The following is an 18,086-nucleotide window of genomic DNA, read 5'->3' on the forward strand; positions in this document are numbered from 1 at the left end:
CCCCGGAGGGGACCTTGCACCGAGTCACTGAGATGTTGCTGGAACTGAATGAAACGTTACCGGGGGGCAGCCAAGGCTTCTGGCGCTGCAGCAGGCCTGCGTATCGTAATGCTTGGTCAGAACCGGTGACGGATACCGAGCGCCACGATCGCTTGCGAGTTGGTGTTCGACTGGTTGCCGTACGAGCCGATCGAGGCGGTCGCTTCGCCAAGACCGCCGTTGGTGCCGTCGGCGTTGGTGTCGCGCTGATCGCCCCTCGCATGCTGGTAAGCCGCGACGAGATAGAAGTCTGTGCGCTTCGACACCGCGTAGTCGGCGCCTAACGAAAACTGATTGTACGTCGCGGAGGCGTCGCCGGTTCCCCGCGTGTATGCATAGCCCGCACCTAGCATCGTCGCCGACGTGAGTTGATAGCCGAGATAGACGCGCCCCACGTTATATTTCTGGGTCGTCAGGAAAGCCGATGCGGCGTCGGGCTTGTATTGCGCATTGCTGTAGCTGAGATTGATCGTGAACAATGCGATTTGATACTGCGCGGCGACCGAAGCGATACCAACCGATTTCGCCGTGCGATACGCGTTGTTGATCGACAGGCCGGTCGCTCCGCCGTCGAACATGCCATCGGACGTGCTGGTCCAGCCGGTGCGCAGTACGTCGGATGCCTGATTGTCCATGTGGATGTAGCCCGCTGCGATGTCGAACGATCCCGCGCTGTAGCTGGCGGCAGCCGCCCATGTCTGGCCCGACCCCGTCGCACCCGCGACCCCGCCCAGCGCGTACATCCCTGCGAACTGGAAGCCGGCGAACACCGGCGAGAGGTATTTGATCGAGCTGTTCGTGCGCGAGCTGTTGTCGTTGTTGTCGACGTCGCCCGGGGTGGCAAATGTGCTGCCCCAGTAGCCACCGCCGGTCAGCGGCTGGACCATGTCGACGACCGGGTCGAATTGACGGCCCGCCGTAACGGTACCCCATGAGTCGCCGGTCAGGCCGACGAAGGCCTGACGACCGAACATGCGGCCGCCTTGCCCCAGGCGCCCATTATTGATGTCGAAGCCGTTTTCCAACGTGAAGATCGCTTTCAGGCCGCCGCCCAGATCTTCGGCGCCTCTCAAACCGAAGCGGTTACCTTGAAGATTACCGCCGAACATGCGCCATAGATTGCCGCCTTCGGGAGTGGCGTTGTGCACGAACTGAATCGACTGATCGAGCAAACCATACAGTGTCACGCTACTTTCGGCGTGAGCGGTGCCGGCTGCCCCAAGAAGTGCCAGGGAGAAAGCAGAAAGCGCAAATCGTTTCATTGTGCCTCCACGCAGCAACTCGTTTGTGGTGGTTGCGACATGGAGAGTAGTTCACAGGCGCCGAATGGGGAAACTGAAAGCGATGAGTGTGTGAAAAAAGTAACGGGAAGGGACTGGGATGCAAAATACGACGCAACGCTATTGCCAGATTTTAGGAGTTGGCGTATTACGTCGACACATTTGACTTAATGAATGATTCCGGATTTTAATTGTTCTCTACGGGCGTCACTGGCTGACGCGCTGCACAATTGCACTGGCGCAAACTGCCAGTGCTCCTGGTCGGCCGTGTACGCTCGTATCGCGCCTTCGTTGAAAAACTTAAATAAGACATGCGTTACGTATTGCGGGGGAGTACCCAGCGCTAACGCTCTATATCGGCGACGAAAGTTCGCAAAAAGATCATTTTCTATCTCCTTCATCGCGATTATCGACAAACGGCGAATCGGTGTCGCTGCCGCCGGCGCGCAACGCCGTGCGCGCTTCTTCGGCCAATTTTTCATAATGTTTGCGAAACCGGCTCAGGTCTTTTTCCTCGAGTTCTTCGAGATCGAGCAGTGCATTGTGTGCGCCTTCGATGGCGCGAATCAGCTCGTCGAGCTTGATCTGCATCGCGGCAGTATCGCGATTTTGAGTGTTCTGGATCAGGAACACCATCAGGAATGTGACGATCGTGGTCGACGTATTAATCACGAGTTGCCACGTGTCGCTGTAATGAAAGAGTGGGCCCGTAATCGCCCACAGAAGCACTAGAGCGGCCGCCAGCACGAAAGTGGAAGGCCTGCCCGCCATCGTGGAAAGGTAGCTGGAGAAGCGCGAGAACCATTTGCCGGTCATGATGATCTCCTGTATTCAGGGCGATGTTCGGGACGATCTTGCGCCGGTATGGCGCGGCATTTTTCACTACTTTGCGATGGCAGTCGGTCTGCGTGCTGCCACGCATGAGATGTGCCTTGCACATTTCGGGCCCGGTGGCTTCTTAGGCATATAACTGGTGCTCGTTAGTCGCGGTTGTAGAATGAGTGATGGCGCGGTGAGCGCAGGGCGGCACATTCCGGACAATGCCCGGGGGCGATGTCCTTTGCCCCGCAACTGGTCTTCCGCGAGAACTGGCCGCGAGCCGCAATGCATCGCTCGTCAGGACTTTGCGCGGCATGGCCGCGACCCGCATGCCTCGTCACAACCCGATACCCCGAGTGAACAAGTCCGCACCACTTACCCTTGAAGCCCTTCTCGCCGATGTGCGTGCCTGTCGCGTCTGCCAGCACGATCTGCCGCTGGGTCCGCGGCCCATCGTGCGCGCCGCGGTCGACTCCCGCATTCTGATTGTCGGCCAGGCGCCCGGTGCGAAAGTTCATACCTCAGGCATTCCCTGGAACGATGCCAGCGGTGAGCGCCTGCGTAGGTGGCTCGGCGTCGATGCCGCGTCGTTTTACGACGAGACGCGGTTCGCCATCATTCCCATGGGTTTCTGCTATCCCGGGCGAGGAACCAGCGGCGACAAGCCGCCGCGTCGCGAATGCGCGCAGTTGTGGCTGGATAGCCTGCTGGAGAGGTTGAATAAAATCGAGCTGACGTTGTTGATCGGCCAATACGCGCAACGTCATTTTCTCGGTGAACGCCGCAAGCCGTCGCTAACGGAAACAGTGAGGGCATGGGCGGACTATGCACCGGCTTTCATTCCGTTGCCTCATCCGTCGCCGCGCAATCAGGCGTGGTTCAAGCATCATCCGTGGTTCGACAACGAAGTGGTGCCGATGCTTCGTACAACGGTGGCAGCGCTTACGGCTGAAGCAAATCAGGTGATATAAGCCTTATAGAACATTCTGTTGAGCGGAGATGCAAATGCCGCATGCGAGCACCAGGAATCTGAAGATTGTCATCCAGCGCGCCTATGAAGATCCGGGCCCGGCGGACGGTTATCGTGTTCTCGTCGACCGGGTATGGCCGCGCGGACGCAGCAAGGGGACGCTCAAACTGAACCAGTGGGCGCGTGAACTCGCCCCGAGTTCGGCGTTGCGCGAATGGTTCGGGCATGATCCGAAACGATGGAGCGTCTTTCAGCAACGCTATCGCGACGAACTTGGCAGTGACGAGATGTGCGAGCGGATGCGGCAACTTCTAAGCGATTCTGCTGGTCAGCAAATCACGCTCGTCTATGGCGCCAAAGATGAGGAACATAATCAGGCGATTGTTTTGCGGGACGTGCTTTTGCAACTGCACGACAAGTAAGCTCGACGGTTCGGTGGCGAGCGCCGACGGAATTAGATGGCGGTTCCATTCGCGGCGAAAAAGACAAGAAGAAGCGGAGCCGGCTTTCGAATCGGGCTATTCGGAACTAAAACCGGCGCGGTTGCATCCGCGCCGATCGTGGCGGACGCGCCGACCGGAGCGCGTTCCCATTTCTCCATCGAATCAACGACTCAGCGGCTAAGAACGATCTGTGCAATCACGCCGGTTGCGACGGCGGCAAGGACATAGTCCCCGTTGATACCCACCCAGCGATAGCCGCGCGGCGGCGCCTGCAGGTTATGTTCATGCCAGTTGTCGATGACGTACTGGTGGTCGCGGTAATCGGATGGCAGATGATCGCCACGATGCCATCCGCGCGGGCCACCGTGATCGTCGAAACGGTCGTTGTTTGCGTGCGGAGGTTGCCGGTCGGGACCCGGACGATGGTCTGGTCCGCCATGATTGGCGTTGTCGAAGTGCCGGGTGTTTTGTTGTTGAGCGGCATACGGACCGTGATTATCGGGGCCGCCTCGCGAGTTGTTTTGTGCGAACGCGCCGGACGAAATGCCCGTGGCTGCGCAGAGCGTGAGGATAACGAATTGCTTTGCTTTCATAGGAGGTAGTGTGCTGGTTTATTGACCGGATTGAAGATGCGCGGCTGAAGCGAGAGTCGAGCAGTGTATCGAATCCGTCGCCACGCAGGAGTAAATAATTGTTAATTGCGCCGTGTCGACGGCAACAGTGTTGACGACAAACAGACGTTGGCCGCAGGTTCATCCGGCGAGTGACCGAACATTGATGCGCGAATTACTGGTATCGGTCGGCCCAGCGCCGATCGTCCGCAACGAAGCTCACCAATTCGACGCGCCGATTCGGTTGCAGACATTGCACGAGGCCGGGCCCCGATGGACGAGTGCACTGGACGATCGGATCCTGCGCGCCCAAACCAACGGCTCTGATCTTTGCTGCGGGAACGCCTTGAGCGACCAGCGCCGACTTGACAGCGTTCGCGCGTTGCTGCGAAAGATTCATGTTGTAGCTATCCGAGCCCAATCTGTCCGTGTATCCGCGAACCTCGACGTGGCTCGCACGGCTGCTGCGCAGACGAGCCGCGATCTGGGGGAGATCGGAACGCCCGGACGCGCTGATGTCGCCGACATTGCCCCGGTCGAACGGAAACAGAGCGTCAGCCGAGAGACGTTCCACGCGCGGCGCAGGCGCCATCGATGCACGCTCGATTCGGCCCGGGTATCCATGGCGCACGTGCACGTCCGCCGCAGTCCAACTGCCGGGTATCCACGCGTATCTGCCATGTTCCCATTGCCAGTAGCCTTGCTGCCACTCAAAGCCGGGCCGTGGCGCGGGTGCCTGCTCGTAGCGTGGCGCAGGCGCGGGAACGAGCACGACCTGGGCGAACGCGGCGGGCGCAATTGCGCCAAAGAGCAATACGGGGGCGAGGAATCGAATCACGCTCTGCCGACGCGATATCGATGTCCGCGAAAGGGGCGTTTGTTTTGCGCGTTCAGATGAGGTCCTGTTTGTCATGTGCGTATTCCAGTGATTGGATGAAGGGGCTCGTGTCGTATGCCCTTCTCTGCACTGTATGGGTATTGGATATGACAAGCCTTATCGGAGTGTAACGAGAGATGTGTCTCGTAATGATGGCGTGGTGGTCGCGTAGTCCCTCGATGAGGTTCGCGCGCTGCACGCGCAAATGCTCGCCGCGGGCGTCGTGATGAGAACCGACGTGTTCAAGCATGAGCGCGGCTCGCGATTTTTCTGTGAAGTGCCCGATGCGGTGCTCGTTGAGATCAAAACCCGAGTGGATGCCGATAAAAAGTATCGCGGTACATTCGACCTGTGACGGCGTCGCGGCAGAAGCGCAGTTGACTATGCTAAGGCATCCGGAAGATCGGCGCGGCGCTATCCCTTGTTGAACAGACTCAATAGACGGGACGTCGATTTCGCTGCCAGAACGAGCAATGCGCCGGACAGGCTGTAGTCGACGTTGCACATCAGGTTGGTCAAATAGAACACGGACAGGGCGACGAACGGGTGGTACATCGCGAGGCTGATCAGACGTTTCATCGGCATCTCACACTATCTCGTTTGCGCGGATCCTGTAGGTCATCGCGTGAAGCGGTCAGCACAAATCGGGTGACACAGCAGCAAAAGAATCGCTGCGAAGGGACTGACGCTGATCCGTCCCGTCCTGCGATGAACTTTGCCTTTCGCAAGGAGCTGCCGTCCTGCCTGCGCGTCGATGTTTTTTGCCCGAACGTCCATGTATTGCTGGCGTTCTGCCCAGTCGTTGCCGGACGTCCGGAATCGTTGTCCGATCCTCTTATGCAAGCGTGTGATTTATATGAGCAAGCAAGGGCATCGAGCGCCATCCGGGAGGTGTAGTGAAAACCCCGTAAGGGATGTGTCGGCGACGCCGCCGGGTATAGTATTGGCACCTCGACCAGGTTGAAAAAACGACCACCTGTCCTGGTCTCCTGTTCGGGGAACCGCACTTCACGCGAGCTACTTATGGATGCAGTTTCTGACGTGCTGCGCGTCGTTCGCCTGAGCGGCGCGGTGTACCTGAACGGCACTTTCACATCTCCGTGGTGCGTGCTAGGCCGCACCGATGCTGCGCTCTGCGCGGCCTATCTGCCCCGCTCCGAGCGAGTCATCTCGTATCACCTGATCACCGAGGGAAGCTGCTGGGCGCAGTTGCCGGGCGTGCCTGCGTCGGCCCTTCATCTGAATGCCGGCGAACTGCTGGTCGTGCCGCAAGGCGAAGCGCACCTGCTGGGCAGCGCGCTGGATCTTCCGCCGACGCAGGCTGACACGCTGCTGGGCGGGCAAATGGAAGCCGCGCCCGGCGACGTGATGACGCTGTCCCACGGCGGGGGCGGCGCGCCCACCCGCATCGTTTGCGGCTTCCTCGCTTGCGACGATACGCTCTCTAACCCCTTGCTCTCGTCGCTGCCGCGGCTCTTCAAGATCGACATGCGCAATGACCCTCGCGGCGCGTGGCTCGAGTCGTCGCTCAGGTTCGCGGCGGCCGAGGCGGCGGATTCGCGGGCGGGCGGGACGATCGTCCTTGCGAGACTGTCGGAGCTGTTGTTTGTCGAAGCGGTACGAAGCTGTATTGAAGCACTTCCTGCTGACCAGAAAGGATGGCTGGCCGGCGTGCGCGATCGCTTCGTGGGGCGTGCGCTTGCGTTGCTCCATGCTCAGCCGGTCCGCCCCTGGACCGTCGACGAACTCGCGCGCAAGGTCGGGCTGTCGCGTTCCGCGCTGGCGCAACGCTTCACGGATCTGCTCGGACAACCGCCCATGCAATACCTCGCGCGGTGGCGGATGCAGATTGCCGCGCAGGAATTGCTGAGCGGCGGCAAATCGCTCGCGGCCGTGGCGGAGCAGATTGGCTACGAATCGGAGGCGGCCTTCAGCCGGGCTTTCAAGCGAGAGTTTGGTATGCCGCCGGCGGGCTGGCGCAAACACCAGGGGAAGATGGACGGCGCTGCCCACTATGCGGGGCAATCATCTTGAAGATCGGCTATCCAAACTACATGGGGCTGCTGCCAACGAAGTGCCTTGGCGTTGCTTCGTCGAGACTCCGCGCAGCCGCTGTGGAATGGAGTCGCGCGCTCCCTACAGTCCTGGCTCGCCGATCTCATCTTGACGGGGCATGAGCGACTCAATGATCTCTGACGCCGACTTCGCACTGTCTTGCGGAAGTCCCCAACGAGCCCCTTCCCGTTTGTTTGACAGATCCAGTCAGCGCGACCTGAATTCGAACGATACACCGCGCCTGCATCTTGCCCTTGCTTGCTACACTACGAATAAATAAGCCGCCGGTATGAATACAGCGCGGCGCATTGAAATGCCAACGACGTAACTTCGCAAAACACAGGACGAGCACTGACATGACGCTTTCGAAAAGAAAATTTGGTCGTACCGGTTGGAATGTTTCGGAAATCGGTTTTGGGGCATGGGCGATTGGCGGCTCGTGGGGCGGTGTCGCCGAAGATGACGCCAAGGCCGCGCTAAACGCCGCGCTCGATAGCGGTGTGACTTTCATCGATACGGCGGACGTCTACGGCGACGGCCGGTCGGAACGGATCATCCGTGACGTGTTGCGGCAACGCGGCGGCGAACGTCCCATCGTGGCCACCAAGCTTGGCCGCCGGCTCGACCCGCATGTGACGGCTGGCTATACGAATAAGCGTGAACTTGAGGGTTTCATCGACCGGAGCCTGTCGAACCTGGGTGTCGATACGCTCGACCTGGTGCAATTGCATTGTCCGCCGACGGAGGTTTACTACCATCCCGAGGTGTTCGCCGCGATGGATGACTTTGTCGCTGCCGGCAAGATCCGCTTCTATGGCGTATCGGTCGAGAAGGTCGAGGAAGCGTTGAAGGCGATCGAGTATCCCAACGTGGTGTCGGTGCAGATCATCTACAACATGTTCCGGCAACGCCCAGCCGAACTGTTTTTCAGGCAGGCGCAAAAGAAGAACGTTGCGGTCATCGCGCGGGTGCCTCTGGCGAGCGGCATGCTGACGGGCAAGCTGTCCGCGGATTCTGTTTTCCCGTCGGATGACCATCGAGCTTTCAATCGCCATGGTGAGGCGTTCGACCTCGGTGAAACGTTCTCCGGCGTGCCTTATGACATCGCGTTGAAAGCGGTCGACGAGTTGCGCGGACTTGTACCGGTGGACGCATCGATGGCGCAACTGGCCCTTCGCTGGATTCTCATGGAAGAGGCCGTTTCCGTCATCATCCCAGGCAGTAAGAACGCGGCGCAGGCGGCGTCGAACGTTTCGGCTGCGAACCTCGCACCGCTGTCCGGTGAGGCAATGCAACGTGTGCGTGAAGTCTATGAGCGCTATATAGCGCCTGAGGTCCACCAGCGCTGGTAACAAGACTCGAACCTGTGGGCGGGCGCCGCGCAGTAAGAGGAGGCGGCGCTCCGACTGCTCCGGCAGCACCACCGACGTTGACCACGCTATCGCCGCGCGGTTCAGTGAAATCCAGCATGGCGATCGAATAGAGCTTTTGCGATGCCGGTGGCGAGAGCTGTTTTGGGAAGCGAAGTACAGCCCGTCAGCAGTGCGGTGACAACGATAACGCCCGTGAGTGCGGATTTGAAACTGTTTTGTTAAGTACGGGCGGCACAGGGTTTGCTGCACTTTTGGTCAAGCAGACGGTGATCGTCTGCGTCTCTATTCCATTTCGATCAAGGAGGGACGGATCATGAGAAAGGCAAGCAGCGCAGTACTCGCGGCCGTCGCCGCACTCACCCTGTCGGGCGGCGTTTATGCACAGACCGCCGGCGGTTCGAGCGGCAGCGGCTCGGCAGGCAGCACGGCTGGCCCGGCGAACCAGACAAACCAGGTGAATCCCATGAACGGTGCAACAGGCGGCTACGGCACGCCAGGTGCCACCAACTCGGACAGTGGCATGTCCGCCCGGTCGCCGAATTCGGGCCTGCCGAGTGGCACGAACAGCGACTCGACGTCCAGCGCTCCAAAGAGCAACAATACGCTGGCGACCCCGAGCGTCGTGTCGCCTGCCGCTGGCAAGTAACAGCGGGTAAAGATGACAACCAGCCGCGAATATGCGCAAAGCGAGCAGGTACTTCAAGCGCGTGGGCAGCCGGAATCATTGCGACCGGCCCCCCGTTTCGCGGCTGGCAGGCGCTAGTCAATGCGTTCCACCTGCATGGTCACAGAGCGCGAGGACTAGTAAGGACTCAAAATCCGGATCTATAACCGATGCCGGAATATCGCGGATTGGTTCACCCTGAAAATCAGCGAAAGATGGGTCCAGCTGACTAGCCGGTAGCCCTGCTGCTCAAGATAGTTATAGGTCGCTGATTCTATGACGTCTCTTATCGAGCGTGACGATGATTCGATGACAATGATTTTTGGTTTGTATTTGAACAGATCAAGCGATTTCAATACATGATAATCGTGGCCTTCCGCGTCGATCGACAACAAATCAATCTCATGGTCCGAATAACGACTACGTCCGAGGACATCGTCCAACGTCGTAGTTTCGACACTACGAATCGATGTCGGAGCCATAGCTCCGGCAGCTGCTACGTCTGGGTCGAGCGTGGAAGTCAGTCCATAAGTGGAAAAATTGTAGATCTGTTTGACGGCCTTTTCATTTGAAATTGCCGCGCACACATTAATATCGGAAGCCCGGGCAAGCTTGAATGCTTCGATTTTGACCGGATCCATATCGATATTGATGCCTCGCCATCCGCGCTTATATAGCGCGTATGTGTTCGAAAATTTTATCGGGTGATAGGCGCCCACATCGACATAAACACCCTTGGCACATGTCGGGCTGATTATCTCGCGCAGTACGGCGTCTTCGCCAAACTGTGAATAATACAGGCGCGCCCCTCTGGTCAGCCAGGTTTTACGCACGAGCCAGAGAAAGTGGCCAAAATTCTTTAGCGAATTCATAATAATTCTCGCCTTGAAGGTCTTCACGATTTCGAAAGGCTACTCAATATCAATCGACTTGCAAGGACATTATCAAGAATCGTATCGATGGGCCGCCGCCCCTGCTCTCAATGCGACGAGACGAACTTTGACTCTGGAAAGGCTGGAGGCAGCGCGAAGCTTTCGCGAAGACGTTTCGTCTCTGCAGCCGGCGTGCGGCCAAAAAGTCGCTTGAATTCCCGATTGAATTGCGAGGGGCTGGCATAGCCGACAGCATGACATGCCGTCTCAGCCGTCATGCCTTGGCGCACCATTAGCAGGCGAGCCTGATGCAATCGGGTGGATTTCACGTACTGCATCGGCGACGTACTCGTGATCGCCTTGAAGTGGCTATGGAACGTAGGCACGCTCATCCCGGCCTGCCTGGCCAGACCAGGAAGGTCGAGCGGTTCTGCATAGGTCGCATGGATACGCTCCAGCGCTTTGCCGATCTTGCCGAATTGCCCTTGCATCGCTAAAGCCGCGCGCATGGCGTTGCCTTGCGCGCCGGTGAGAACTCGGAAGTACAGTTCACGTACCAGTCCCGGGCCGAGGATCGCGGCTTCAAGTGGCTGGTTCATTGCCTCCAGGAAGCGCAGTACGGACGCTCGCATCGACGCATCCATTGGACTGGACATCATGGTTTGCGGCACGTCGCCCGAGCCCGGCAAGCCATGTTGATCTATCTGGATCATGAGTTCGGCCGCCACCTGAAAGTCCAGATGGAGGTACAGGGCCAGAAGGGGACACTCGGGCGTCGCGTCGGTCTCCATCGTGAAGGGGACCGGCACCGCGACGGCGAGATAGTGCTGTTCGTCGTACACATAGACCTGATCACCCAGAAATCCCCGCTTCCTGCCCTGGCAGACGATCACGATGCCGGGATCGTATAGCACCGGTGTGCGCGACAGCGCCCGGTCCGACCGCAGGATACGCACATCGCGCAACGCAGTCAGGTTGTAGCCTTCCTGCGGGGCCAGCGCGGTCAGCAGGGTTACCATCCGGCGTTGTTCACGTGCGCTGGTCGAGGAAACAGATCGGCTAATGCTCTTCTTGGGGGCCGCCTTGCTCATAGGAATAGGCAATAAAAGTAGAGAAATGGATCTGATTTTCCAAGAAGTGTCAGAATAACATGCAACCTTCCAAACCAGTTCAGGGAGTGTTCGCAATGTCATCAAGCAGAACCATGCTCATCACGGGTGTCAGCAGCGGTTTCGGACGCGCGCTGGCCCAGGAAGCGCTCGCCGCAGGGTATCGGGTCGTTGGCACGGTACGCAGCGAGCAGGCAAAGCAGAGCTTCGAGGCGCTTAACGCCGCAAGCGCGTTCGGCCGGATACTTGACGTAACCGACTTCGATTCAATCGGAAATGTCGTCAACGAAATCGAGGCAAACGTGGGCCCACTAGACGTGCTGGTGAACAACGCCGGTTACGGCCATGAAGGCGTCATGGAAGAGTCGTCGCTAGTTGAAATGCGTCGGCAGTTCGACGTCAACGTGTTCGGCGCGGTTGCCGTCATGAAGAGTGTGTTGCCGTTTATGCGTGAGCGACGACGCGGTCATATTCTCAACATCACATCGATGGGCGGCTTTATCACCATGCCGGGCATCGCCTATTACTGCGGCAGTAAATTCGCATTGGAGGGGATTTCCGAGGTCCTCGGTAAAGAAGTCAAACCGTTCGGCATCCGCGTGACCGCAGTGGCGCCTGGTTCTTTCCGTACTGAATGGGCGGGTCGATCGATGGTGCGAACGCCGCGCTCAATCCCGGACTACGATTCCCTGTTCGATCCGATCAGAAAGGGACGCGAAGAGAAAAGCGGCAGGCAGCTCGGCGACCCCGCGAAAGCTGCACGTGCCATGCTGTCCATTATCGAGAGCGACGCGCCGCCATCGCATCTTCTGCTGGGAAGTGACGCACTCGGTTTAGTCCGGGAAAAGCTCTCGTCGCTCAGTGCAGAATTCGACACGTGGGAAAGCATCACCAGATCGACCGACGGATGAGCACACGTGACGTGTGAGAGGCGCCGGCGGATTGGCCGCCATAGGAGAAGTCTGTGTCATCGCGGGCGAGATGCTTGCTGTGCCAAACAGAATGTTCAGCACGGCCATCGTAAAGTTCTTTGACGGCTCCTCCCAGGAAGTGGAGCGGTTCCTTACTGATCCTAGACTTCATTTTTTCTATTCTTCCACCCCAGTGACTTTCCTACGTGGTACGGGTTTGCAGGTCGGCGGTGATTACGGATGTACAAACCACGCCGCCGCCTGCAAGAATAGAAGCGAAGACGACAACGCGCCATGATCCGCGCCCGGCGCCCCGCGATCCGAGCCAAAAAGAGGAGAACGTCCATGAGCAGGCTTGCCAGATCTTCAGCAGGCACACGGAGCGTGCGGCAGTGGCTGACGGCCGCGATGCTGGCGGTGTTCTGCTGCCTGTGCCAAAGCGCCTTCGCGCAAGCGGCCGACCGAGCGGCGAGCCTGCGCGAAAAATACGAGAGTCTGACGCAGCAGCTTGCACACAATCAGTTTCAGCGACCGCTGTACCTCGAATCGCAGGAGTTGCCTTCGGCACTCAAGGGCGAGATTTACGGTGTGCTCGACCATCCTTTCGCGACGCTCAACGCTACGCTCAACGACCCGGCTCAGGGTCCGGCCAACTGGTGCGACGTGCTGATCCTGCACCTCAACACGAAGTACTGCCATGCATCGACGGGCGCCAACGGGACGGTCCTCGCGGTGAACATCGGCAAGAAAACGGCGGAGTCGCTTTCCTCGTCCTACCGCGTGCAATTCAACTACCGCTCGGCAGCGAGCAGTCCCGATTATCTTCGCGTGGAGCTCAGTGCCGCTACGGGTCCGCTGAGCACGAAAGACTATCGTATCGTGCTGGAGGCGATACCCGTGGGCGATAGCCGGACCTTCATCCACCTGACCTACGCCTACGGTTACGGCACGGCGGGACGGCTTGCGATGAAAACCTACCTGGCGACGATCGGCAGCGACAAGGTCGGCTTTTCCGCCGCGCCCGATTCGTCGGCGGGCGAGACGCGCTACGTCGGCGGCGTGCGCGGTCTGGTGGAGCGCAATACCATGCGCTATTACCTCGCCATCGATGCCTATCTGGATGCGCTTTCCAGCCCGCCCAACGCGCGCCTCGACAAGCGCCTCGCCGGCTGGTTCGATGCGACCGAACAGTATCCGCGGCAATTGCACGAAGTCAGCCGCACTGACTACATGCAAATGAAGCACGACGAGTATCAACGTCAACAGACCGCCCAGTAGGCCGCGCTGCACGCGCACCGCGTCGTGTTCCGGAAAGTGTATTCATGGCGAGAGTCGCGCGGACCGCGGGAAGGGATCATGACTGGTAGCCAACTGACAATCTATGCAACCGACCAGCGGCAACGGATCAGGCACATGTCGATCGTCGAATGGATTCTCGATGAGGCGAGGCGCATAGGCATCCAGGGCGCGACGGTCGTCGAAGTTGCCGAAAGCGTCGACGCGAAGGGCAAGTATCACGCGGCCCGCTTTTTCGAGCTCGCAGAACAGTCGGTCGCCGTGACGATCATTGCCGTCGATGCCGACATCGATGCGCTGCTCGCGAAACTCGACGACGGCGGCGTGCGCCTCTTCTACACGCGCGCGCCGGTCGAGTACGGCGCGCTCGGAACGGACGGAGCGAGTTGATCGACTTCAGCACCATCCCGCCACAGACGACATCCCGCTCGAAGCAGGCGCAATCAAGCCGGTGTAATGGCACGCGCACAAGCAACACGGCATCCCGCGAATGGCGCAACGCAACATGCAACGATGCCTGGTCGACGCACTAAAATGACTGATAGGCTCCGTTGGTCGTGAACCGACCAGTCCTGCCTCGCCGCAACGGCCATGCGGCGGCCCGGAGCCGAGTATGGCGGAGGAAGATATGAACGGTTACCAACTGACGTTCTATACGGAACAGAACCGCCATCACGGCCACCGCACGGTGTGCGAATGGCTTCTTCATGAAGCGAAGCAGCTCGGCATTCACGGCGCGACCGTCATCAATTGCGCGGAAGGCACGGGCCATGCGGGTGCGCATCATGCCGCCCATATGCTCAAGCTCGCAGATCAGCCCCTGCAGGTCATCCTCGCTGTCACCGAAGATGAGGCGCAGCGCATGCTCGACACCGTCAAGACCGGGCGAGTGCACGTGTTCTATACGCGCTCGCCCATCGAGTTCGGGGTGCTGGGTGAAAAAGCGCAGCCTGGCGAGCAGCGTCACTGCTCACTATTCGGATGCAAGCCACGTTAAGCGGCTCCTGTCGCCCAGACCGGATCGCAATGAGATGCTTCGGCTGCAGGGTGATTGATTTCGATGCGTATCCGTCGGCGGAATTCGAGGCGCTCGGTCTGATCCATGCAAAGCTGGGCGAGATTGGGGAGGATGCCGGCATCATTTCACTGCATTGTCCGCTCACCCGGAGTAAATTGTGTTTGCACCAGATATCGCCGCTCAGTGGTCGTCGCAGTGATGGCCGGCGTTGCGTTCGGTTTGTTCGACGACGCGGCCGCCACAGTTCGCTAACCAGTCACCTCGACTCCGGAGAACTTCATGACAGATATCGCACTTGCACGCAAAGATGCTTGCCTCGCAGTGGTTCACGCGGTATTGACGGACCTGATTGACGACAGCAATCTGATCGACGCGGCTCTACAGATTGCGGACTACGACGCAGATGATCTCGAAGGCAAGATCACCGAGACGGATGCCGTACTGCTTGCTGTCGCGGCGCTCACCAAAATCAATCGCGCGATTCGTGAGTGGTCCGACGTGGACGGCAATTCGATGGACGCGATGAGAGTCGCGGACTTTGTCATCGATGAACAAATGAACGGGTACGACCGCGCAGCCAATCCGCATAAAACGACTTCGTCCGCGGCAAGAATCCAGGCGCGAGAGGCTGCAGTGATTCGGCCAGTCGGGTCCCCGGCACGGCCCGTTCACCACTGACGCGCAAGCCTTGCCGATGTGGGCAGGCGTTTCGCGGCTGGAAACCTATACAGTATTTGCAGCACGAAATTGCGTCATCGCGGTGACGGATAGTCGAATGTTTAAAGAATTTATCACGCAGCGAAACGCGTTCGGCGGCGGGCAATAGAAAAAACAAGGGGAGGAACCGGGAGCCGAAAAGGGAGGATACCTGACGGGACACTTTCATTTTCGGATTCTATTGGATAGCCTCGTCACGCTATTCCCGGAGTCTATCGCCGATTTCTTCGAGTCCATTGGGCAGGGACAAAGCCCCCCGACACTGGGGAATGCCTGGGCTTGAGCCCCCGATCTGCCGCGTCGTAAAATCGTGGCACATCGGTTCCGGGGGCCCAGCAATGTGTCTGGCTTCTCTTTGCTATTTCATTCATGTAAGCGGGGAGCGCCCGGCGCTCCGGCCGTCGGGCCTTCGCATTGAGGCACGCGGCCGCAGTGGAATTGTCGTCCGATCCGCGCCGTGACCCCGCTGATTTCAGTCAAAAGGCTCAACAAGAGCTTCCCCGGCGTGAGGGCGCTTCACGAAGTTCAGTTCGAGCTCATGGCGGGGGAAGTCCATGCGCTGATGGGCGAGAACGGCGCCGGCAAGTCGACGCTGATGAAAATCCTCGCCGGCGTCTACACCCGCGATTCGGGTGAAATCCTCTATGACGGCCGGCCGGTCGAGTTCCAGAGCCCGCGCGACGCGCAGGCCGTGGGCGTCGGCATCATTCATCAGGAACTGCAACTGATGAATCACCTGAGCGTCGCGCAGAACATGTTCGTCGGCCGCGAGCCGCGCGGGCGTCTCGGCCTGTTTCTCGACGAAGACAAGCTCAATGCGCAGGCGCGCGACATCCTTGCCCGCATGCATGTGAATCTCGACCCGCGCGCCGTGGTCGGCACCCTCACGGTCGCCCGTCAGCAGATGGTCGAGATCGCCAAGGCCTTGTCCTTCGATTCACGTGTCCTGATCATGGACGAGCCCACCTCGGCGCTCAACGACGCCGAGATTGCCGAACTGTTTCGCATCATCCGCGAGCTGAAGAGCCGGGGCGTCGGCATCATCTACATCTCGCACAAGATGGATGAATTGAAGCAGATCGCCGATCGCGTCACCGTGATGCGCGACGGCGAATACGTGGCCACCGTCGCCGCCCAGGACACCAGCGTCGAAGCGATTATCGGCATGATGGTCGGGCGCACCTTGACCGATATCGAACCGTCGCACAGTACCGGGGAGAAGGGCGAGCTTGCACTCGAAGTCAAAAACCTCAACGCCGGTCCGTTGGTCAGGGACGTGAGCTTCACGCTGCGCAAGGGCGAGATTTTAGGCTTTGCCGGATTGATGGGCGCGGGCCGCACCGAAGTCGCCCGCGCGGTGTTCGGCGCCGATCCGATCGAATCCGGCGAGATCGTCGTGAAAGGCGCCAGGGCAATCATCCGTAGTCCACGCGACGCGGTGAAGCGCGGCATCGGCTATCTGTCGGAAGACCGCAAGCGCTTCGGCCTCGCGACCGGCATGGATGTCGAATCGAACATCGTCATGTCGAATTTGAGCAAATTTCTGACGTTCAACTTTTTTCTGCGGCGCGCGCAGATACGCAGGACAGCCAGCCATTTCATCAATCTGCTTGCGATACGCACGCCCTCCGCGGCGCAGGAAGTGCGGCTGCTGTCGGGCGGCAATCAGCAGAAGATCGTGATTGCGAAATGGCTGGAGCGCGACTGCGACGTGCTCTTTTTCGACGAGCCGACACGGGGTATCGACGTCGGCGCGAAGAATGAAATCTACAAGCTGCTGCGTGCGCTCGCCAGCGAAGGCAAGGCGGTCGTGATGATCTCGTCGGAGCTGCCGGAAATCTTGCGCATGAGCGACCGCGTCATCGTGATGTGCGAGGGCCGCATTACCGGCGAGCTCTGCGCCGCGGAGGCTACGCAGGAGCGCATCATGCATCTGGCGACGCAGCGCGAAACCCTGAAAACGGCGGCATGAACCGCCAGAGGCCCCCTATGACATTGCCATCGGACACATCGGCGCTCGCGAGAGAAGGACGTTATTCCGGCCTGCGTGCCCGCGTCTTTTCGCCGACTGCGCTACAGAAGCTGCTCGCGTTCGCGAGTCTGATCCTGATGCTGGTTTTCTTCAGCTTCGCTTCGCCGGCGTTCATGCAGATGGACAACATGCTCGGCATTCTGCAGGCGACGGCGGTCAACGGCGTGCTGGCGATTGCCTGCACGTTCGTGATCATTACGGGCGGCATCGATTTGTCGGTCGGCACGTTGATGACTTTCACGGCGGTCATCTGCGGCGTATTTCTCACCTACTGGCATCTGCCGATGGGGGTCGGCGTTCTCGCCGCGATCTTCACCGGCGCAATCTGCGGCACCGTTTCGGGGACGCTCACGGCGAAGATGAAAATCCCGCCGTTCATCGCGACGTTGGGCATGATGATGCTGTTGAAAGGCCTCTCCCTCGTCGTCTCGGCCGACAAGCCGATCTATTTCACCGACACCGAAAACTTCTACCGCATCTCGCAGGATTCGTTCATCGGCTATCTGCTGCCGAGCCTGCCCATTCCGAACGCGGTGCTGATCCTGTTTTTTCTTGCGATCGCCAGTTCGATCACGCTCAATCGCACGGCGCTTGGCCGCTACACGTTTGCGCTCGGCAGCAACGAAGAAGCGGTGCGTCTTTCCGGCGTGAACGTCGATCGCTGGAAAATCGCCATTTATGGGCTGAGCGGAGCGATCTGCGGCATTGCCGGGTTGCTCATCGCGTCGCGCCTGAATTCGGCGCAGCCGGCGCTCGGCCAAGGCTATGAACTCGAAGCGATCGCCGCGGTGGTGATCGGCGGCACGTCGCTGAGCGGCGGCTCGGGCACGATTCTCGGCACGATCATCGGGGCGTTCATCATGAGCGTGCTGACCAACGGCCTGCGCATCATGTCGGTCGCTCAGGAATGGCAGATCGTCGTGACAGGCCTCATCATCATTCTCGCGGTCTATGCCGACATCCTGCGTCGCAGGAAGAGCTGACGCTGAGCCGGACAATT

The 18,086-nt window shown here is 59.4% G+C and carries 20 protein-coding genes and 1 pseudogene; 13 read left to right on the forward strand and 8 right to left on the reverse strand.

All coding sequences use genetic code 11. The features are described 5' to 3' along the window. Positions 1-116: 116 nt before the first annotated feature. Entirely contained in the window at positions 117-1,301 is a 1,185-nt protein-coding gene (locus HV770_RS30245) for a porin (protein WP_175165208.1), read from the reverse strand. Between the two features lie 399 nt (positions 1,302-1,700). Next, positions 1,701-2,135 (reverse strand): low affinity iron permease family protein, encoded by a 435-nt coding sequence (locus HV770_RS30250; RefSeq protein WP_175165209.1) that lies wholly within the window; start codon positions 2,133-2,135, stop codon positions 1,701-1,703. 359 nt (positions 2,136-2,494) lie between these two features. Between HV770_RS30250 and HV770_RS30255 the strand changes: the two genes are divergently transcribed. Together HV770_RS30255 and HV770_RS30260 are read left to right on the forward strand one after the other, a co-directional pair. Next, positions 2,495-3,109, forward strand: a complete 615-nt coding sequence (locus tag HV770_RS30255) for a uracil-DNA glycosylase family protein (RefSeq protein ID WP_425497496.1) — start codon at positions 2,495-2,497, stop codon at positions 3,107-3,109. Between the two features lie 34 nt (positions 3,110-3,143). Further along, entirely contained in the window at positions 3,144-3,530 is a 387-nt protein-coding gene (locus HV770_RS30260; protein ID WP_175165210.1) for a DUF488 domain-containing protein, read from the forward strand. Positions 3,531-3,721: 191 nt separating this feature from the next. On the opposite strand, the gene HV770_RS30265 is transcribed toward HV770_RS30260, so the two are convergent. The 3 genes and pseudogenes from HV770_RS30265 to HV770_RS39855 form a co-directional block, all read right to left on the reverse strand. Then, positions 3,722-4,144, reverse strand: a complete 423-nt coding sequence (locus HV770_RS30265) for an RcnB family protein (protein ID WP_175165211.1) — start codon at positions 4,142-4,144, stop codon at positions 3,722-3,724. A gap of 193 nt (positions 4,145-4,337) precedes the next feature. After that, positions 4,338-4,754: an OmpA family protein gene (locus HV770_RS38980; RefSeq protein ID WP_246291323.1), complete on the reverse strand. Its 417-nt coding sequence runs from the start codon at positions 4,752-4,754 to the stop codon at positions 4,338-4,340. Between the two features lie 66 nt (positions 4,755-4,820). After that, positions 4,821-5,075: pseudogene (locus tag HV770_RS39855) on the reverse strand (YXWGXW repeat-containing protein); the annotation flags it as partial. A 169-nt stretch (positions 5,076-5,244) separates the two neighbouring features. Here HV770_RS39855 and HV770_RS30275 point away from each other — a divergent pair. Beyond that, positions 5,245-5,394, forward strand: coding sequence for a hypothetical protein (locus tag HV770_RS30275; protein WP_175165213.1), 150 nt, complete (start codon positions 5,245-5,247; stop codon positions 5,392-5,394). A gap of 59 nt (positions 5,395-5,453) precedes the next feature. Here HV770_RS30275 and HV770_RS30280 read toward each other — a convergent pair whose 3' ends face one another. Further along, a complete protein-coding gene (locus tag HV770_RS30280; RefSeq protein WP_175165179.1) occupies positions 5,454-5,618 on the reverse strand; it encodes a hypothetical protein in 165 nt (54 codons plus the stop codon). Between the two features lie 444 nt (positions 5,619-6,062). Here HV770_RS30280 and HV770_RS30285 point away from each other — a divergent pair, with 444 nt between their 5' ends. The 3 genes from HV770_RS30285 (at position 6,063) to HV770_RS30295 (ending at position 9,113) form a co-directional block, all read left to right on the forward strand. After that, a complete protein-coding gene (locus HV770_RS30285) occupies positions 6,063-7,073 on the forward strand; it encodes an AraC family transcriptional regulator (RefSeq protein ID WP_175165214.1) in 1,011 nt (336 codons plus the stop codon). A gap of 377 nt (positions 7,074-7,450) precedes the next feature. Next, on the forward strand, positions 7,451-8,446 hold the full coding sequence (locus HV770_RS30290; protein ID WP_175165215.1) for an aldo/keto reductase: 996 nt from the start codon (positions 7,451-7,453) through the stop codon (positions 8,444-8,446). Between the two features lie 334 nt (positions 8,447-8,780). Beyond that, a complete protein-coding gene (locus tag HV770_RS30295; RefSeq protein WP_175165216.1) occupies positions 8,781-9,113 on the forward strand; it encodes a hypothetical protein in 333 nt (110 codons plus the stop codon). 179 nt (positions 9,114-9,292) lie between these two features. Here HV770_RS30295 and HV770_RS30300 read toward each other — a convergent pair whose 3' ends face one another. Next, on the reverse strand, positions 9,293-10,030 hold the full coding sequence (locus HV770_RS30300; RefSeq protein WP_246291325.1) for an FkbM family methyltransferase: 738 nt from the start codon (positions 10,028-10,030) through the stop codon (positions 9,293-9,295). 80 nt (positions 10,031-10,110) lie between these two features. Beyond that, positions 10,111-11,022 (reverse strand): AraC family transcriptional regulator, encoded by a 912-nt coding sequence (locus tag HV770_RS30305; protein WP_175165298.1) that lies wholly within the window; start codon positions 11,020-11,022, stop codon positions 10,111-10,113. 167 nt (positions 11,023-11,189) lie between these two features. On the opposite strand from HV770_RS30305, the gene HV770_RS30310 reads away from it, so the two are divergent. From HV770_RS30310 to HV770_RS30340, 7 genes are all read left to right on the forward strand, one after another. Next, on the forward strand, positions 11,190-12,023 hold the full coding sequence (locus HV770_RS30310; protein ID WP_175165217.1) for an oxidoreductase: 834 nt from the start codon (positions 11,190-11,192) through the stop codon (positions 12,021-12,023). Positions 12,024-12,368: 345 nt separating this feature from the next. Further along, positions 12,369-13,301, forward strand: coding sequence for a hypothetical protein (locus tag HV770_RS30315; protein ID WP_175165218.1), 933 nt, complete (start codon positions 12,369-12,371; stop codon positions 13,299-13,301). A 78-nt stretch (positions 13,302-13,379) separates the two neighbouring features. After that, the gene (locus HV770_RS30320) at positions 13,380-13,709 is read left to right on the forward strand and encodes a DUF190 domain-containing protein (RefSeq protein ID WP_175165219.1); all 330 of its coding nucleotides are present in this window, start codon (positions 13,380-13,382) and stop codon (positions 13,707-13,709) included. 238 nt (positions 13,710-13,947) lie between these two features. Continuing rightward, positions 13,948-14,316, forward strand: coding sequence for a DUF190 domain-containing protein (locus HV770_RS30325; RefSeq protein ID WP_175165220.1), 369 nt, complete (start codon positions 13,948-13,950; stop codon positions 14,314-14,316). Positions 14,317-14,616: 300 nt separating this feature from the next. After that, positions 14,617-15,015, forward strand: a complete 399-nt coding sequence (locus HV770_RS30330) for a hypothetical protein (RefSeq protein WP_175165221.1) — start codon at positions 14,617-14,619, stop codon at positions 15,013-15,015. A gap of 496 nt (positions 15,016-15,511) precedes the next feature. Next, complete coding sequence (locus HV770_RS30335) at positions 15,512-17,026, forward strand: sugar ABC transporter ATP-binding protein (RefSeq protein ID WP_175165222.1); 1,515 nt, start codon at positions 15,512-15,514, stop codon at positions 17,024-17,026. A gap of 17 nt (positions 17,027-17,043) precedes the next feature. Then, positions 17,044-18,069: an ABC transporter permease gene (locus HV770_RS30340; RefSeq protein WP_175165223.1), complete on the forward strand. Its 1,026-nt coding sequence runs from the start codon at positions 17,044-17,046 to the stop codon at positions 18,067-18,069. Positions 18,070-18,086 lie beyond the last annotated feature (17 nt).

The organism is Paraburkholderia fynbosensis (genome assembly GCF_902859935.1).
In the GTDB taxonomy this organism is placed as follows: Bacteria; Pseudomonadota; Gammaproteobacteria; order Burkholderiales; family Burkholderiaceae; genus Paraburkholderia; species Paraburkholderia fynbosensis.